Consider the following 16,606-nt stretch of genomic DNA (forward strand, 5'->3'; position numbering starts at 1 on the left):
GAGCACCGGCTCCGCCACGGCGGGTGCCGGGGGGACCGGCAGCTCGGCCACGGGCAGGTCGCGGACGGGCAGGTCGAGCACCGGCTCCGCCACGGGAGGCGCCGGCGCCGGCACGGGGTGGCTGGGCACCGCGAACACCGGCTCGGCGGGCGTGGCGACCGGCTCGGCCAGGGCCGCCTGGGGGGAGGCCCCCGCGAGGACCTTGCGCAGGATGCCGGCCAGCGCCTCGTCGGAGTGCCCCTGCGCCAGCGCGCCACGCAGGATCTCGGCGATCGCCTCCTCCCGCGGGGACACCGCCGCCGCCTCGGGCGTGGCCGCCCAGGTGGGCACCTCGACCGGTCGGTCCGCCGGAGAGGGCGGTGCGACGACCTGTTCTCCCACCGTGTCCTCCTCCTGGTCCGCCACGGGCGGCACCGATGTCTGTGCGGTTCGGCTGCTCTCGGATCGCACCGGCCAGGGCTCGGCATCCGCGCGTGGCCGCGCCTCCGCCGGCCGGGCGAGCGCGTCCTGGACCGCCTGCCGGACGTCCTGGTCCCCGGCGACCATCCGCGCGAGCGCGGCGGTGAACGGCGAGGGCGTGGCGGGGGCGGCGGCCGGGATGACCTTCTGGCCGCCGCCGGGGGCGGGCCCTGCCAGGTCCCCGTCGTCCAGGACGGGGGCCGGCCGGGAGGCGGGCCCCGTGCGCGGCGCCGAGCCGCGCGGGAACTCGACGCGGGAGTAGACCGGCGCGGCGGCCTCGCTCTGCTGCTGCGCGGTGAGCAGGCCGACGAGCTCGCTGACGCGGTCGTCGTCCACCGGGCGGGCCGCGGACGCCGACGTCCGTGCCATGCCGGAGGAGGAGCCGGCCCCGGCCCACGCCGGGGCGGGGGCGCGGTCGGCGGCTGCGGGGCCGGTGCCGCGGGGGGGCGCCGCCGTGCGTTCGGCGCGGGCGGCCGCGGCGGCCAGGCGGACCGCCTCCGGGATGTCGTCGTCCGGCCGGGCGGCGGCGGCCCAGGCCGCTGCGCCGTTGCGTGCCGGGGCGGCGGCGCGGGCGCGTGCAGGCGCGGCCGACGCGAGGGGTGAGGAGAAGTCGGCGGGCGCCGCCCCGTCGTCCGGACGGGCCGGGACGGTGGGACGGGGCGCCGTCGCAGGAGCGGGCTCGGCAACCTCGGCGACGTAGCGCTCGGTGGCGAAGAACCCCAGCACGCCGCCGGAGCGCACGCGGCGCACGCCGACGACGCGGGCCTGGGGCCCGAACTGCTCGCGCGCGGCGGCGATCGCGTCGTCGCGCGAGGCGGCCTCAACGGATCGCAACGGCACCGCTCACAACTCCCAGCGATTCGATCTGCGCTGTCCGGGAGACCTCGGCGTAGGAGATCACCGGAAGCCGGGGCAGGACCTGGCGCATCAGGCGCGCGAGTGCGGCACGCACCTGGGGCGAGCACACCAGGACGGGGGACAGGCCGGAGCGCTCGGCCTCCTCGAGCACGCCGCTGCAGCCGTTCACCAGGGCGTCGATGCCCGCGGCGTCCAGCGCCAGGACCAGGCCCGCGTCGCTCTGCCGGATCGACTCGAGCAGGCGCTGCTCGAAGCCGGGCTCGAGGGTGAGGACGTGCAGGCGCTCGTCGGGCGTCACGTACGGATGGCTGATCGCCGAGCCGAGTGCCGCCCGGGCCGCCTCGACGAGGGCGTCGAGTTCGGTGGACGACTTTGCACGGACAGAGAGTGCCTCGAAGATGCGCACCAGGTCCCGGATCGACACACCCTCTTCGAGCAACGCGTGCAACACGCGTTGCACCTCCCCCAGGGTGAGCAGGGCCGGGGTCAGTTCCTCCACGACGACGGGGTGAGTGCGGCGCACCATCTCCACGAGGAGGCGGACGTCCTCGCGGCCGAGCAGGTCGGCGGCGTTCTGCCGGACGACCTCCGCGAGGTGGGTGGTGATGACCGAGGACCGGTCGACGACGGTCGCGCCGGCCATCTCCGCCTGGCGCTGCAGCTCGACCGGGACCCACTTGGCGGCCAGGCCGAACACCGGCTCGCGGGTGGCCTTGCCGGGGATGCCGTCGAGGTTGTCGCCGATCGCGAGGATCGTCCCGGCGGGGGAGATGCCCTTCGCGGCGGGGACGCCGTTGAGCCAGATGACGTACTGCGAGCCGGGCAGGTCGAGGTTGTCGCGGGTGCGCACCAGCGGGATCAGCAGGCCGGTGTCCATCGCCACCTTGCGGCGCAGTGCCTTGACCCGGTCGAGGAGGTCGCCACCGCGGGCCGGGTCGACGAGGTCGACGAGGTCGAAGGCGACCTCGAGCTCCAGGGGGTCGACCCGCATCTTCTCCGCGATCGCCTCCGGGGAGTCCGGCTGCGGCTCGTTCTCGGCCGCGGCGGCCGCGGCCTCCGCCTCCTCGTCGACGTCCGGGGTCTCCGTCATCCGGGACGCCGCGACGAGGAAGATCGAGCCGATGACGAGGAACGGCAGCTTGGGCAGTCCCGGGATCAGGCACAGCGCGATGGCCGCGCCGCCGGCGATCCGGATGGGCTGCTTGAACCGGCCGAGCTGGGCGATCAGGTCGCTGCCCATGTCGCCCTCGGTGGCCGACCGGGTCACGATGATGCCGGTCGCGGTCGAGAGCAGCAGGGCCGGGATCATGGAGACCAGGCCGTCGCCGACCGTCAGCAGCGAGTAGGTGCTGACCGACTCGGCCGGCGCCATGCCCTTCTGCATGACGCCGATCGCGAAGCCGCCGATCAGGTTGACCAGCGTGACGATGATGCCGGCGATCGCGTCGCCCTTGACGAACTTCGAGGCGCCGTCCATCGAGCCGTAGAAGTCCGCCTCGGCGGTGACCTCGTGGCGGCGCCTGCGGGCCTGGGCCTCGTTGATCAGCCCGGCGTTGAGGTCGGCGTCGATCGCCATCTGCTTGCCGGGCATGGCGTCGAGGGTGAAGCGGGCGCCGACCTCGGCCACCCGGCCGGCACCGTTGGTGATCACGACGAACTGGACGATGGTCAGGATCACGAAGATCACCAGACCGACGATCAGCGAGCCGCCGATGACGAAGTGCCCGAAGGCCTCGATCACCTTGCCGGCGTAGCCGTCGCTGAGCACCAGCCGGGTGGAGGAGACGTTCAGCGAGAGCCGGAAGAGGGTCGCGACCAGGAGCAGCGACGGGAAGACGGCGAAGTCCAGCGGCTTCCTGATCTGCATGGCGACCAGCAGGATCAGCAGCGAGACGGTGATGTTGAGGCCGAGCAGCAGGTCCAGCACGGCGGCCGGCAGCGGCACGACCAGCATGAGGACGATCGACACCACCCCGACGGGGACGGCGACCTTGGTCAGCCCCTTCACGCGCCCGCTCCGGGGACGCAGGACGGGCGGCGGCTCACGCCCTTCTCATCGGCAGGCCCCGGCGACGGCGGTACCGGCGGGGCGGCGTCGTCCTCCCTCACCGTGCGGCGTCCTCCCGCACCGCCCACCGTGGGGGAGGACGCCCGATGATCAGGTCCCCTGATCGTGGCGCGGGGGGCGGGGGGCTCAGGCGGCGGCGCGGCGGCGGCCGGCCTTCGGCAGGTCCGCGGTGTCCGGCGCCTCGAAGCCGGGCCGGTGGAACCCGCCCTTCACCCCGCGCGCCCCCAGGTGCATGACGAAGGCCAGCACCCGCGCGACGGCGGTGAACAGCTGGGCGGGCACCTCCTGGCCGAGCTCGCAGGAGGCGTGCAGCGCGCGGGCGAGGGGGATGTCCTGCACCATCGGCACCCGGTTCTCCTCGGCGAGGGCGCGGAGCTTGGCGGCGACCTCCCCGGCGCCCTTGGCCACCACCCGCGGCGCCCCCTTGGCCGGGTCGTACTTCAGCGCCACGGCGACGTGCGTGGGGTTGACCAGCAGGACGTCGGCGTCGGCGACCTCGGCCATCATCCGGTTGCGCGACATCGACAGCTGCACCCCGCGGCGGTGCGCCTTCATGTACGGGTCGCCCTCGGCCTGCTTGTGCTCCTGCTTGATCTCGTACTGGCTCATCTTGAGCTTCTTCATCGTCTTCTTGCGGACGACGACGTAGTCCGCGACCGCGATGACCAGACCGGTGACGGCGACGACGCGGAACATCAGGATCGCCGAGTCGGTGAACGTGGCGGCCACGGCCGACAGCGGCAGCGCCCCGGCCGAGGCGACCAGTGCCTGCGCGCGGTCGCTGGTGATGATCACCACCGTGGCCAGGGCCGAGGTCTTGATCAGCGCCTTGGCCGCCTCCCAGATGCCCTGGGTGCCGAACATCCGCTTGATCCCGGGGAAGGGGTTGAACTTCTTCAGCGACGGCTTCATCGACTTGGTCGCGAAGGTGACCCCGCCCTGGGCCGCCGAGGCCACGGTGCCGACGACCATCATCCCGATGGCCATGGGCAGCAGCGTGAACATGAAGACGCTGAGCGCCTCGCCCAGCAGGATCGAGATCTTCTCGGGGCGGGGGTCGGCGGCCACCGCCCCGATCTGCACGAACAGGCCCTGCGCCGAGTCGTACGCGTTGCCGACGAGGATCGGCAGCAGGAAGCTCGCGGCCGCCACGCCCAGCCACGTCCCCAGCTCCTGGGTGCGTGGGATCTGCCCTTCCTTGCGCGCCTTCTTCAGGCGCTGGGGAGTCGGCTTCTCGGTCTTCTCCCCGCCGGGACCGTCCTTAGCCACGAGTCACCTCCTCACCCGCTCCGGAGGGAGACCATGGCCCGCGCGGCGTGCTCGAGCAGCACGTCCAGCGCCGGCGGGAGCAGCGGGAAGGTCAGGCCGAGCATGGTCAGGGTCAGCAGGATCTTCAGCGGGAAGCCGAAGGCGAAGATGTTCAGCGCCGGCGCGGCCCGGCTGAGCAGCGCCAGCGCGACGTCGGCCAGCAGCAGGACGGCGACCATCGGCCCGGCGATCTGCAGCGCGGCGAGGAACATCATCGCGAACGCGGTCACCAGCACCGAGGCGATCTGGTCGGTCGGCACGTCCCCGCCCACGGGGAGTCCGTCGTAGGAGGTCGCGAACCCCTGCACGATCAGCAGGTGCCCGCCGCTGGTGAACAGCAGCGTGATCGCCAGCAGGTAGTGCAGTCGGCCGACCGAGGAGTTCTGGGTCATCGCCAGGGGGTCGTAGGCCGGCTGCAGCGAGAAGCCACCGGTGACGTCGATCAGGTCCCCGGCCATCTGAACCGCGGTGAACAGCACCTGGACGACGAAGCCCAGCGCCGCACCGATGACCACCTCGGTGACGGCGGCGACCACCAGGAACCCGGCGGTCGGCTCGGGGAGGGTGGGCGCGATCTGCGTCGAGAGCAGCACGGAGAGCGCGAGGGCGAACGCCGCCTTCACCGGACCCGGGATGGTCCGGGAGTTGAACGGCGGGGCCAGCAGCACGAAGCCGGTGGCCCGCGCCGTCCCGAGGAGGAGTGCCGCCAGCGTGACTGCCGGGACCGACAGGTCCATCGCGGCCTCAGGTCCGGTCGAGCAGCGCCGGCAGCTGGTCGAACAGGCTCTGGGTGAAGCTGACCAGCTCGGCGAGCACCCAGTTGCCGGTGACCAGCAGCGCGATCGCGACACAGATGATCTTGGGCACGAAGGAGAGGGTCTGCTCCTGGATCTGCGTGGCCGCCTGGAACAGCGAGATCAGGAAGCCCACCAGCAGCGCCGTCAGCAGGATCGGGGCCGCGACCTTGGCCGCGACCATCATCGTCTGCGCGGCGATCTGGGTGACGTCGGCATCGCTCACGACAGCTCCTCGCTGGCGCTCGTCGCCGTCGCGGGCGACGCGGTCGGCTCTGTCGTCGGTGCACTCGCGAGCTCGTGCAGCATCAGCCGCCACCCCCGTAGCTGCCCACCAGCGCGGTGGTGATCAGCGACCACCCGTCGACGACGACGAAGAGCAGCAGCTTGAACGGCAGCGACACGATGGTCGGCGGCACCATCATCATGCCCATCGCCATCAGGGAGGCGCTGACCAGCATGTCCAGCACCAGGAACGGGATGAAGACGACCAGCCCGATGATGAAGGCGCTCTTGAGCTCCGAGAGCACGAAGGCCGGGATCAGCGTGGTCATGCTGACCTCCTGCGGCGTCGCAGGGGCCTCCTCGCCGGACAGCCCGATCATCAGCTGCAGCTCGTCCTCGCGGGTGTTGCCGAGCAGGAACTCCCGCAGCGGGACGACGCCGGAGTCGTAGGCCTGCGCCACCGTCATCGTGCCGTCCATGTACGGCTGCAGGGCGACCTCGTTGATGTCGGAGAACACCGGGCCCATCACGAACAGGGTCAGGAAGAGCGCGATGCCGGTGAGCACCTGGTTGGGCGGCGAGGACGGCAGGCCGAGGGCGTTCCGGGTGAGCCCGAGGACGACGATGATCTTGGTGAACGACGTCGCCAGGAGCAGGACCGACGGCGCCACCGAGAGCACCGTGATGGCGAGGATGAGGGTGATCGAGCTGCTCGGCGAGCCGTCGCCGATGGAGATGTCGATGTTCCCGTCACCGGGCACCACCGGCGCGACCGGGGCCGTGGGGGCGACCGGGTCGGTGGGCGCCGCCGAGGCGGGGCCGGCCAGCAGCAGCGCCACCGCGGTGCACAGCACCGACAGCAGTAGCACGAGCGCTGCCCGGCGACGCAGCGTGCGCCCGCCGTGCGCCGGGGCCGGGCGCACCGACGGCGTCATGACTTGCGGACCGTGCGCTCGCGCAGCTGGTTGACGAACATCCCCCAGCCGTTGCGGTCGAACACCGAGCCGGCCAGCGCCGGGCTGGACGACCGGGCCGCCAGGGCGTGGCTGGTCGCCGCGGGGGCCTCCTCGGAGGCCCCGACGACGACGGGCACCCGGCGCTCGCGCAGCGCGGCGTCGACCGTCTCGGCGTCCACCTCGGCGAGCAGGGTGACCTGCTCCTCGGTCGCGCCGACGACCAGGACGACGTCACCGATGCGGACGACGTTGACCGTGCTGGTGCGGCCCATCCGCTGGCGGGCGATGACCTCGATCAGCCCGTTGCCCTGGCCGAGGCCCCGCTTCTTGGCGATGCGGGCGGCGAACAGCAGCACCGCGGCGATGAAGGCCAGCGAGAGCACGAGCCGGATGATCATCCACGTCATGCGTTCTTCCCCAGCTCCTGGGCCGCCGCGTCGGTGACGATCTCGCTGATCCGCAGGCCGAAGTCCTCGTCCACGACCACGACCTCGCCGCGGGCGATGAGGGTGCCGTTGACCAGGAGGTCGGCGGGGGCGCTGGCGGCCCGGTCGAGCTCGACGACCTCGCCGGGGTGCAGCGAGAGCAGCTCCTGGACGGTCATCCGGGTGCGGCCGATCTCGACGGTCACCTCCATCGCCACGTGCCGGAGCAGGTCGAGGCTGCCGCGCTGGGTCTGCGCCGTCGGCAGGGTCACCTGCAGCGCGAAGGTGGCCTGGTGCTCGGTGCCGGCCATGAGCGGCACCGCGACGAACATGCCCTTGTCGCGCATGCCGTCCAGGGCGGCCACGGGCTCCTCGACCCGCTCGGAGGCGATCCGGACCCGGCCCAGCGTGGCCGCGGCGGCCTCGAGGGCGGGGCGCAGTGCCGCGGCGACGTCCATCCGGCCCACGGGGGAGTTGTTCAGGGCCTCGACGACCTCGGGGGAGACCACCAGGACGATGTCGCCGCTGACCTCGCCGGACAGGCCGGCCGCGACGGCCGACGTCGCCCCGGGGGGCAGCGGGACGCTGTCCGGGTCGCTGACCGGGGCGCCGGGGACGAGCTCCACGGTCGCCGGGACCAGGGCGGCGGCGGCGCGGGCGGCCGCCGTGACCACCGCGGAGACGGTCTGGGAGTCCTGGGAGGTGTCGGTGCTCATGCGGTGTCCTTCGCGGCGGCGTACGGGGTCGGGACGATGGCGGCGGCCAGGCGGCGCCGGTGGTTGCTGGCGATCGCGTAGGCGAAGGTCACGTCGTTGGTGGTGACCTCCAGCGGCGCGTCCGGGGGGTGCCGCAGCAGCAGGACGTCGCCGACGGCCAGGGAGAGCAGGTCCGCCGAGGAGACGCTGAGCGGGGAGAACCGCACGCTGACGTCGACCGGCACGAGGTTCAGCCGCTCGGTCAGCGCCTCCGCGGCCCGCTTGCGCTTGGCCAGGGCGGTCTCCGACAGCTGCGGGGACGCGGCGTTGTTGAGCGCCTGAGCGAACGAGGAGAACGGGAGCACGAGAGTGGCCTCGCCCTCCCGGGCGCCGACGGCCATGGCGAAGCTGGCGACCATCACCGTGTCCGAGCCCGATGCCGCCTGGGCCAGCTGCGGGTTGTACTCGATGCCGTTGAACGCCGGCTGGATCTCGGTGATCGAGGCGAACGAGGCGGCGAACTCGTCGAGCAGCCGGCCCAGCAGGTGGTTGGTGATGGAGGACTCCATCGCCGTCATGGGGCGGTTCGGCTGCTGCGCCCGGCCGGAACCGCCCAGCATGTGGTCGACGATGGCCATCGCCATGTCGAGGGGGTAGGCCAGCAGACCCTTCCCGGCCAGTGGCTCCAGCGTGAACGTGGTGATGAAGACCGGGTTGGGCAGCGTCGCCAGGTAGTCGTCGTAGGAGAACTGCTCGATCCCGACGAGCTCCATGCGCGCGCCGGCGCGGAGGAACGTGGTGAGGATCGTCGTCGCCTGGCGGGCGAAGCCCTCCTGCGCGATCTGCAGGACCCGGACGTGTTCACGGGAGAGCTTCGTCGGCCGGCGGAAGTCGTACGTGCGGGGCTCGCCGCGGCGGCTGCGGCCGGGGCCGGTCACCGTGGCGGCGGGAGCGGGACGCTCCGGGGCGGGCGCCTCGGCGGGTGACTCCTCCGGGGACTGGGGGGCCGCCTCGCTGGGGGCCGGTCCGGTCTCGGGTGACGTCACGTTCCACCTCATCGGCGGAATCGGAGTGGACCCTGACCGGCTGTCAGCGGCCGGTCACGGCCGGGGGAGGGGTGTGACGGGTGGGGCGTGGTGTGCCCGTCGCGTGACGTCCACCGGCCCGCCGGCAGTGGCGGACCGGTGGACGGCGCGGGCTACTGCGTGACGTACTCGGTGTAGTAGATGCCCATGACGTGCTGGACACCCTCCTCGTCGGTGTACGCCTCGATGATCTTCTGCTCCAGCGCCGCCTTGAGGGCGTCACGGGCACCGGTCACGTCGGCCGGGCTGGCCTGCGAGAAGGTGGAGATGATCTGGTCGTAGGCCTTGGCGCCGTCGACGCCGCCCGCGCCGTGGCCACCGCCGGCGGCGGCCGCGGTGTAGTCGAGGGTGACCCCGATCTTGAGGTAGCCACCTCCGGCGAGGTTGACCGCGACCGGCTCCAGCGCCGTGTAGCCGCCGTGCTCGGGAGCGGCCGCCTCGGCCTCGCCCGAGCCGGCGAACAGGAAGAAGTACGCCGCCCCGGCCGCCGCCACGAGCAGGACGCCCAGGATCATGACCAGCTTCTTCTTGCCGCTCTTGGCCTCGACCTCGTCGGTCTCGGCGCTCTTGTCCTTGCTCATGGTGTTGCCTCCTGCTGGGTGGCGTCGATGCCGGGCAGCAGCGCGTTGGCTTCTGCCGAGGCGGTGGACAGGACGACGATGTCGACGCGGCGGTTGATCGACAGGGCATCGGGGCTGGACTCGGGCACCAGCGGGCGGGTGGAGGAGTAGCCCGTCGCCGACATGCGGGGCTCGGGCACCCCGCCGGCCGCGAGGTGCCGCAGCACGGTGCTGGCGCGGTAGCCGGAGAGCTCCCAGTTGGACGGCCACAGACCACCGGGGGTGACCGGCAGGTGGTTGGCGTGACCCTCGACGCGCAGCACGTTGGGCAGGCCGACCAGCGCCGGAGCGGCGGCGTCCAGGATCTGCCGCCCCTCGGGCCGCAGGACGGCCGCCTCGGCGTCGAAGAGGACCGCGTCGGCCACGATGTGGACGACGAGCCCGCGCTCGTCGATCTCGAAGCGGGCCGCGTCCGGGTAGCCGGCGGCCGCCAGCGCGGCCGCGATCGCGTCGCGGGCGGCGGCCAGGTCGTCGTAGGCGTCGGCCGCCTCCGCGGCTATCCGCTGGGCCCGCTCGGCGGCCGCGGCCGCGGCCGCGGCGTCGACCTCGGCGCGCTGGACCGTCGGGTCCGGGGGGATGGCCGAGGCGATGTCGATCGCCCCGTTGAGGCCGTCGAGGACCGAGCCCTCGGGCGTGGGGGAGGTCTGCACGCTGATCGGGCCGCCGAAGGCCGACGCGAGGCCCTTGGCCAGGGCGGCGAACTTCGCCTGGTCCACCTGGCTCATCGCGAAGAGGACCACGAACAGCACGAACAGCAGGGTCATCATGTCGAAGGCGGACACCAGCCACCGCTCGTGGTTCTCGTGCTCCTCGTGCTCCTCGTGCTTCTTCGCCCTCCGGCGGCCGTGACCGGTGCTCACGGGATCACGCCGCTTCCTTGGCCAGCGAGCCCGGCGGCACCAGCGAGGTCAGCTTGAGCCGCACGGCGCGCGGGCTGGTGCCGGCCTGGATCTCGGTGATGCCCTCGACGAGCAGCTCCATCTGCGCGGCCTGCAGCTCGCTGACGCGGAGGATCTTGGCGCCCATCGGCAGGAACCAGAAGTTGGCCGCCATGACGCCCCACAGGGTGGCGATGAACGCCGCGGAGACCATCGGGCCGAGCAGCTCCGGGGTGTTCAGGTTGGCCATGACGTTCATCAGGCCGACGATGCAGCCCAGGATGCCGATGGTCGGCGCGTAGCCGCCCATGGCGTTCATGAACTTGGCGGCGACCTTGTCCTCGGCCTTCTTGGCCGAGATCTCGCTCTCCAGGACGGCGCGCAGCTCCTCCGGGTCGGTGCCGTCGATGCCCATCTGCAGCCCGCGGCGCAGGAACGGGTCCTCGATCGCCTTGACCTGCGCCTCGAGCGCGAGCAGGCCCTCCTTGCGGGCCTTCTCGGCGAGGGTGACCAGCGTCTGGATCTGCTCGGTGGGCGGCGGCACCTTGGCCGGCATCACGGCCATCTTGAACCAGCTGCCGACCTTCTTCAGGTCGTCCATCGTCTGGCTGGCCGCCGCCGCACCGAAGGTGGCGATGACGACCAGGACGATCGCCGGCAGGAAGATCAGCGCGCCCGGGGAGACGCCCTCGAGCGTCATGAAGACGAAGAGGGCGACGATGGAGACGGCGAAGCCGATCAGGGTGGCGGGATCCACGGGTCAGCGCTCCTCTCGGCTCGGGAAGGGCACGACCGAGGAGATGCCGGCGGCGTCCTCGGCGGGGGTCCGCGGGCGGTACTCGCCCCGGTCCATCTCGTAGGAGGTGGCGAGGATGCCGGCGCGGAACTCGCGGATCTCGGCGAGGATCTCGTCCACGCTCTCCTTGACCACGTACTTGGTGCCGTCCAGCAGGAAGGCGACCGTGTCGGGGTGCGCCTCGACCTTCTCGATCAGGTCGGGGTTGAGCGCGAACTGCTCACCGTTCAGGCGCGTCACACGGATCACGGTTCGGTTCCTCTAGCTCGGTGGGGCGGGTGGGTGCGGCGGGCAGGGGAGGGGACGGCTTCCTTCTCATCGGCCCACCGGGGACTTTGCTTGAGCCGAATTCCCTGCTATGGCGGGCGCCGACCCCCGCCGTCCCGGCGAAAGCACGGCGGCCCGGCCACCCCGAAGGAGTGACCGGGCCGCCCGACGGCCTCGCTGGGAGGTGCTGGAACCTCTCGGCGGAGAGGCACCGTCATCAGCGCTTGAGGTTGACCAGGTCCTGCAGGATCTCGTCGGAGCTGGTGATCACGCGGCTGTTGGCCTGGAAACCGCGCTGGGCCACGATCAGCCCGGTGAACTCCTCGGCGAGGTCGACGTTCGACATCTCCAGGGCGCCGGACATCAGCGCGCCGCGGCCGCCCACGCCGGCGGTGCCGACCTGCGCGACCCCGGAGTTCACGCCGACCCGGAAGGAGCTGTTGCCGGCCTTCTCCAGGCCGCCCGGGTTGTTGAACGAGGCGAGGGCGAGGCGGCCGATCGGCTGCCGCAGCTCGTTGGAGTAGACGCCCATGATCGTGCCGTCGGCGCCGAGCTGGAAGGACTGCAGCGAGCCCACCGCGTAGCCGTCCTGCTCCGGGGCGCCCAGGGTGTTGGTGTCCCCGTACTGGGTCAGCCCGGAGATGTCGATCTGGACGGGGTTGTCCCAGCTCGGGTACCTGCCCGCGGTGACCACACCGGCGACCTCGGCGTCGACGTTCGGGTTGAAGGCCGGCAGCAGGCCGGTCACCGGGAGCCCCGACGCGGCGGTGTCGAGCTTGCCGGACGTGTCGAAGCGCAGGTTGGCGAACGTCTGCAGGACGTCACCGTTCTCGTGCGCCACCTCCACGGTCCAGGTGTTGGCCGGTGCCGGGGCGGGCGACGGCGACAGGTTGTAGAAGACCTTCTGCGCGACGCCCTGGGCGTCGAACATCGTGATGCCGGTCTGCAGCTTCGTGGGCGGCACGGTGACCGGTGTGTTCGACGGCAGGTTGCCGGCGATCACGCCGCCCCCGGACGCCTTGGGGGCCACGATCTGGCCGTAGGGCACCGACAGGTCACCGATCGGGCCGTTGGGGTTGACCACGCCGTCGGCGTCGGCCATCCAGCCCTGGAGGACGGCGCCGTCCGGGGTCACCAGCTTCCCGGAGGCGTCGAAGTCGAGGGACCCGGCCCGGGTGAACAGCTGCTCGTTGCCGTTGCCGCGGGTCACGAAGAAGCCGTCGCCCTCGATCATGAAGTCGGTCGACCGGCCGGTGGACTGGGTCGCACCCTGCGTCCAGTTCGTGGTGATCGCGGCGACCTTCACGCCCAGGCCGACCTGCGCCGGGTTCGTGCCGCCACGGTCCGCGGCCGGGGCGCCGCCGGCGCGGATGACCTGGGACAGGGTGTCCTGGAAGACCGTCTGGGAGCCCTTGAAGCCGACGGTGTTGACGTTGGCGATGTTGTTGCCGGTGACGTCCATCTTGGTCTGGTGGGCGCGGAGGCCGGAGATGGCCGAGAACATGGAACGGAGCACGGGAGGTTCTCCTCGGGGAGGGACGGCGGGGGAGCGGAGCGGGTCAGGCGGTCACTTCGTCACGGCGATCTCGGTGAGCCGGCCGACCGGGACCGACTGCCCGTCGATCACGGCGACGGCCTCGCTGTCCCGGCTGGCCAGGCGCACGGCGCTGACGACCCCGGTCTTCGAGGCGCCGGTCGTGTCGGTGTAGGTGGCGGTGCGGCCGACGAGCGCGCCGGCGGTGGCCGACTCCTGGAGGACGAGCATGGAGGCGTTCTGGTTGACCAGCTGCTCCAGCTTCTCGACCTGGCTGAAGGTCGCCGTCTGGGACATCATCTGGCTGCTGTCGACCGGGTTGCCCGGGTCCTGGTAGCGCATCTGGGCGACCAGGAGCTTCATGAAGACGTCCTTGCCCAGCTGGTCGGGGCGGTCGACCGTGGAGGACGCGGGGGTGTAGTAGGCCCCCGTCGCCCCGGTCACGCCTGGGGTCGTCATCGGTCGGTTCCTCCTTCGCTCAGACGCGCAGGTCCACGCCGGACGACGTGGATCGCTGGGACGCCGGGGTCGGTCCGCTGACTGCTGTATCGGCAGGGGTGCCCCACGGTCGTGACCGGTCGCCCGGCTCGGCGCCGCGATCCTGCTGGCCGCGCTGCCCGGACGCCTGCTGCTCGGCCTGCTGCTGCGCGTGGCGGGACAGCCAGGAGCCGCCCGTCTCGCGGTCGACCTCGACCTTCGAGGGGTTGAGCCCGGCGGCTTCCAGGTCGCGGCGCAGGTCGGTCAGGCCGTCGAGGAGGGCGGCCCGGCCGAGTTCGTGCGCGCCGCGCAGGGTGAGGTCGAGGGCACCCTTGCTCAGGGTCACCGAGACCTCGACGGGCCCGAGGTTCTCGGGGTTGAGCACGAGGGTCATCGTCTGGCTGCCGTCCGGCCCGCGACCCAGCACCGCCACCTGCCGGGCGACCTGGGAGCCGACGGGCAGGGCCGCGGCCGCCGCCCCGGTGGCTCCGGCGGCCGGGGCCGCCGTCACCGGAGCCGGTGCGGGCGCCGCCCCCGCGGCGATCGGGGTGGGGTCGGCCCCGTCGCCGGTGGGCGCACCCGACGACCCGGAGCCACCGCCGGGGTTCCCGGCTCCTGCCGACGTGCCGCCGCCGGCTCCGGCCGGTACCACCACGGCGGCAGCGGCGGTGCTACCGGACGCGGTGCCGGTCGGTGCGCCGTCGCCGGCCGGCGTCGGTGCCGCGACCGGCGAGGGAGCGGTGACCGGGACGGCCACCGGCGTCGTGGGAGTCGTGACCACCGGCTCCCCGGCCGGCGGGCCGGGGACGACGACGAGGGGGACGGGTGCGGCGGCCGGGGTCGCGACGGCGGCCGGCGGGGTAGCCGCGGCCGCCTGGGCGGTGGGCGCCGGGCCGGCCGGAGGAACCACCGGAACGGCGGGGGGGCCGGCCGTCGCGGGCGTCGCGGCAGCCGTCGCGGCGGCCCCCGGCGGCGTCGCTGCAGCCGCCGGGAGGGGAACGGGGGCCGTCGCCGGCGTGCCCTCCGCCACCGCCGGGACGGGTGCGGGGCCGACGGGCACGGCCCCCGCGGGGGCGCCCCCGCCCGGCGCGGGGCCGGACACGACGGCAGCGGCGTCCGCCGGCGCACCGGTGCCGGGAGCACCGCCCAGGGACAGGGCCCAGAGGGCCGGCAGGCCCGTCGGGGTGGGCTCCGCCGCCTCGACGGCGGCCGGCGGGACGGCCGGAAGGGGAACCGCGGGGTCGTCGCCGGGAGTCGTGGCCGGGGCGTCGGTCACCGCGGCATCGGTGGCCGGCACGACGGGCTCGGTGGGCCCGGTGGCATCGGTGGGCCCGCCCGCCGGCCGCTGTGCCGCGGCGCCGTCCCGGTGCGAGCGGCGCTCCGCTGCCCGGTGCGCGGCGCGCTCGGCGGCCCGTCCGTCGGCCGCGGCGGCCCGGGCGTCCGCAGCGGCGGCCCGGGCGTCCGCGGCGGCGGCCCGGGCGCCGGCGTCCGCCGCCCGGTCCTGGGCGCGGGCCGCGCGGTCGTCGGGGGTGCTGCGCCGTTCGGCGGACCGTTCCCGGCCCGTCGTCGCGCGGTCGGTGGACAGGGCGTCGTCCAGCGCGGACGCGAACGGGGCCGCCCCGGAGGCACTGCGGGCGTCGGCTCCGCCGGCCGCGCGCGCCCGTGCGGCACTCGCGGCCGGGTGGAGGGGCAGGACCCCGGGGGACGACGTCATCGGTAGGCCTCCGCCTTGCTCATCACGGCGCGCACGTAGTTCTGGGTCTCGGGATAGGGCGGGATGCCGCCGTGCCGGGACACCGTGCCCGGGCCGGCGTTGTAGGCGGCCAGGGCCAGCGGGGTCGAGCCGAACTGCTTCGTCAGGCTGCTCAGGTAGCGCGCGGCGCCGTCGACCGCCGACGTCGGGTCGAGCGCGTTCACCCCGAGACCCTTCGCCGTCGCCGGCATGAACTGCATGAGGCCCTGCGCGCCGGCCGACGAGACCGCCGAGGGGTTGAAGCCGGACTCCTGGGCCGCGACCGCCGCCAGGAGCGAGGCGTCGACGCCGTGCCGGGCGCCGGCGCGGGTGAACAGGTCGGCGTAGGGGACGCCGGCCAGCGCGCCGCCGGCGGACGTGGTCGGCAGCGCGGGTGCCTGCGCCGGGAGCACCCGGCGGATCACCGTCGGGTTGCCGACGTCCTGCACCTTGACGACCTCACCGGCCTGGGGGGCGGCGATCATCTTGCCGTTGCCGATGTACATCCCCACGTGGTCGATGCCGGCCCGGCTGGAGGAGTTGTCGAAGAAGACCAGGTCGCCGGGGCGGGCCTCGGCCAGCGAGGCCACCGGCCGGCCGCTCGTGGCCTGCTGCGACGAGGTGCGGGGCAGGTCGACGCCGAGGTTCTTGTAGACGAGCTGGGTGAAGCCCGAGCAGTCCAGCCCCTTCGCCGGATCGGTGCCGCCCCACAGGTAGGGGACGCCGAGGTACTTCTGGGCCTCGGCGACGACGGCGCCCTCGCCGGCGGTGGCCCCCGCACCGGCGAAGGTCGCGCCGTTCGTCCCGGTGAGCCCGGCGGCAGCGGCGGCGCTCGCCCAGTTCCCCGACGTCGACGGCGTGCGGGGGACGAACCGGGTCTGGATCTCGCTGATCCGCGCCTGCACCTGGGTCACGCCCTCCACGGCACCTCCCGGGTCTCGTGTCGCTGGTCCCCGCCGTCGGCAGGGTCGTCGGCACAGTCATCGGCAGGCCGGGCACCCGACCTGCCCACCCGGCCGGTCACGAGGTCGTCCACGGCCCGCTCCTCCGCGGCGTCCTCGGCGTGCCGCAGCGCCGCCAGGTGCCGGTCGCGCAGTCGCTCCAGGCCCTTGGTGCGCTGGGCGGCCGCCGTCCACCGGGCGCGGACGAGCTCCGACTGCTCGGCGGTCGCGGTCGCCATGGCGCGGGCGTCGGAGGCGTCCGTGGCCGCGGTGCGCAGCATCGCCATGGTGGCCAGGAACTGGCCCGCGGGCAGCGACCGGGGGAGCACCGCGGACGACAGCGACCGCTCGTACTCGGCGGCCCGCCGGTCGGCCTCGGCCGCCGCGTTCGCCGCCTCGGCCGCGGCCGCGGCCGCAGCGCGCTCCTCGGTCCGGCGCAGCTCCAGCACCGGCTGCAGCCGGAAGGCCGCCCGCTTCACGCCCTACCT

Annotated in this window: 17 protein-coding genes and 1 pseudogene; all 18 read right to left on the reverse strand. The window is 73.6% G+C overall.

Annotation, left to right across the window (positions count from 1 at the left end; translation table 11 throughout):
• Window positions 1-1,299 (reverse strand): annotated as a pseudogene (locus tag BM142_RS20860) (hypothetical protein); the annotation flags it as partial.
• Window positions 1,280-3,325, reverse strand: a complete 2,046-nt coding sequence (gene flhA, locus BM142_RS20865; RefSeq protein WP_092202889.1) for a flagellar biosynthesis protein FlhA — start codon at window positions 3,323-3,325, stop codon at window positions 1,280-1,282. The pseudogene BM142_RS20860 and the gene flhA, both read right to left, overlap by 20 nt.
• Window positions 3,326-3,511: 186 nt before the next feature.
• Window positions 3,512-4,654 (reverse strand): EscU/YscU/HrcU family type III secretion system export apparatus switch protein, encoded by a 1,143-nt coding sequence (locus BM142_RS20870; RefSeq protein WP_092202891.1) that lies wholly within the window; start codon window positions 4,652-4,654, stop codon window positions 3,512-3,514.
• Between the two features lie 11 nt (window positions 4,655-4,665).
• Complete coding sequence (gene fliR / locus BM142_RS20875; RefSeq protein ID WP_092202893.1) at window positions 4,666-5,430, reverse strand: flagellar biosynthetic protein FliR; 765 nt, start codon at window positions 5,428-5,430, stop codon at window positions 4,666-4,668.
• A 7-nt stretch (window positions 5,431-5,437) separates the two neighbouring features.
• Window positions 5,438-5,713 (reverse strand): flagellar biosynthesis protein FliQ, encoded by a 276-nt coding sequence (gene fliQ, locus BM142_RS20880; protein WP_092202894.1) that lies wholly within the window; start codon window positions 5,711-5,713, stop codon window positions 5,438-5,440.
• An 82-nt stretch (window positions 5,714-5,795) separates the two neighbouring features.
• Window positions 5,796-6,647, reverse strand: coding sequence for a flagellar type III secretion system pore protein FliP (gene fliP / locus BM142_RS20885; protein WP_092202896.1), 852 nt, complete (start codon window positions 6,645-6,647; stop codon window positions 5,796-5,798).
• Complete coding sequence (locus BM142_RS20890) at window positions 6,644-7,075, reverse strand: FliO/MopB family protein (protein ID WP_092202898.1); 432 nt, start codon at window positions 7,073-7,075, stop codon at window positions 6,644-6,646. The genes fliP and BM142_RS20890 overlap by 4 nt, the downstream gene beginning before the upstream one ends.
• Window positions 7,072-7,809: a flagellar motor switch protein FliN gene (gene fliN / locus BM142_RS20895; protein WP_092202900.1), complete on the reverse strand. Its 738-nt coding sequence runs from the start codon at window positions 7,807-7,809 to the stop codon at window positions 7,072-7,074. Before fliN ends, BM142_RS20890 begins: the two co-directional genes overlap by 4 nt.
• Window positions 7,806-8,834 (reverse strand): flagellar motor switch protein FliM, encoded by a 1,029-nt coding sequence (locus BM142_RS20900; RefSeq protein WP_254791116.1) that lies wholly within the window; start codon window positions 8,832-8,834, stop codon window positions 7,806-7,808. The genes fliN and BM142_RS20900 overlap by 4 nt, the downstream gene beginning before the upstream one ends.
• Window positions 8,835-8,986: 152 nt before the next feature.
• Window positions 8,987-9,454, reverse strand: a complete 468-nt coding sequence (locus BM142_RS20905; RefSeq protein ID WP_092202904.1) for a flagellar basal body-associated FliL family protein — start codon at window positions 9,452-9,454, stop codon at window positions 8,987-8,989.
• On the reverse strand, window positions 9,451-10,353 hold the full coding sequence (locus tag BM142_RS20910; protein WP_092202906.1) for a flagellar motor protein MotB: 903 nt from the start codon (window positions 10,351-10,353) through the stop codon (window positions 9,451-9,453). Before BM142_RS20910 ends, BM142_RS20905 begins: the two co-directional genes overlap by 4 nt.
• Window positions 10,354-10,357: 4 nt before the next feature.
• A complete protein-coding gene (locus tag BM142_RS20915) occupies window positions 10,358-11,128 on the reverse strand; it encodes a motility protein A (protein ID WP_092202908.1) in 771 nt (256 codons plus the stop codon).
• Window positions 11,129-11,131: 3 nt separating this feature from the next.
• Window positions 11,132-11,407, reverse strand: a complete 276-nt coding sequence (locus BM142_RS20920; protein WP_254791117.1) for a flagellar FlbD family protein — start codon at window positions 11,405-11,407, stop codon at window positions 11,132-11,134.
• A 244-nt stretch (window positions 11,408-11,651) separates the two neighbouring features.
• A complete protein-coding gene (locus BM142_RS20925; protein ID WP_092202912.1) occupies window positions 11,652-12,950 on the reverse strand; it encodes a flagellar hook protein FlgE in 1,299 nt (432 codons plus the stop codon).
• A 51-nt stretch (window positions 12,951-13,001) separates the two neighbouring features.
• Window positions 13,002-13,427 carry a flagellar hook assembly protein FlgD gene (locus BM142_RS20930; RefSeq protein ID WP_092202914.1) on the reverse strand — a complete coding sequence of 142 codons (426 nt, stop codon included), beginning with the start codon at window positions 13,425-13,427 and terminating at the stop codon, window positions 13,002-13,004.
• Between the two features lie 19 nt (window positions 13,428-13,446).
• Entirely contained in the window at window positions 13,447-15,159 is a 1,713-nt protein-coding gene (locus BM142_RS25540) for a flagellar hook-length control protein FliK (protein ID WP_092202916.1), read from the reverse strand.
• Complete coding sequence (locus BM142_RS20940; protein WP_254791118.1) at window positions 15,156-16,091, reverse strand: transglycosylase SLT domain-containing protein; 936 nt, start codon at window positions 16,089-16,091, stop codon at window positions 15,156-15,158. The genes BM142_RS25540 and BM142_RS20940 overlap by 4 nt, the downstream gene beginning before the upstream one ends.
• Window positions 16,088-16,597, reverse strand: a complete 510-nt coding sequence (locus BM142_RS20945; RefSeq protein ID WP_092202920.1) for a flagellar FliJ family protein — start codon at window positions 16,595-16,597, stop codon at window positions 16,088-16,090. Before BM142_RS20945 ends, BM142_RS20940 begins: the two co-directional genes overlap by 4 nt.
• Window positions 16,598-16,606: the final 9 nt, after the last annotated feature.

The organism is Blastococcus tunisiensis, assembly GCF_900112815.1.
Lineage (GTDB): Bacteria > Actinomycetota > Actinomycetes > Mycobacteriales > Geodermatophilaceae > Blastococcus_B > Blastococcus_B tunisiensis.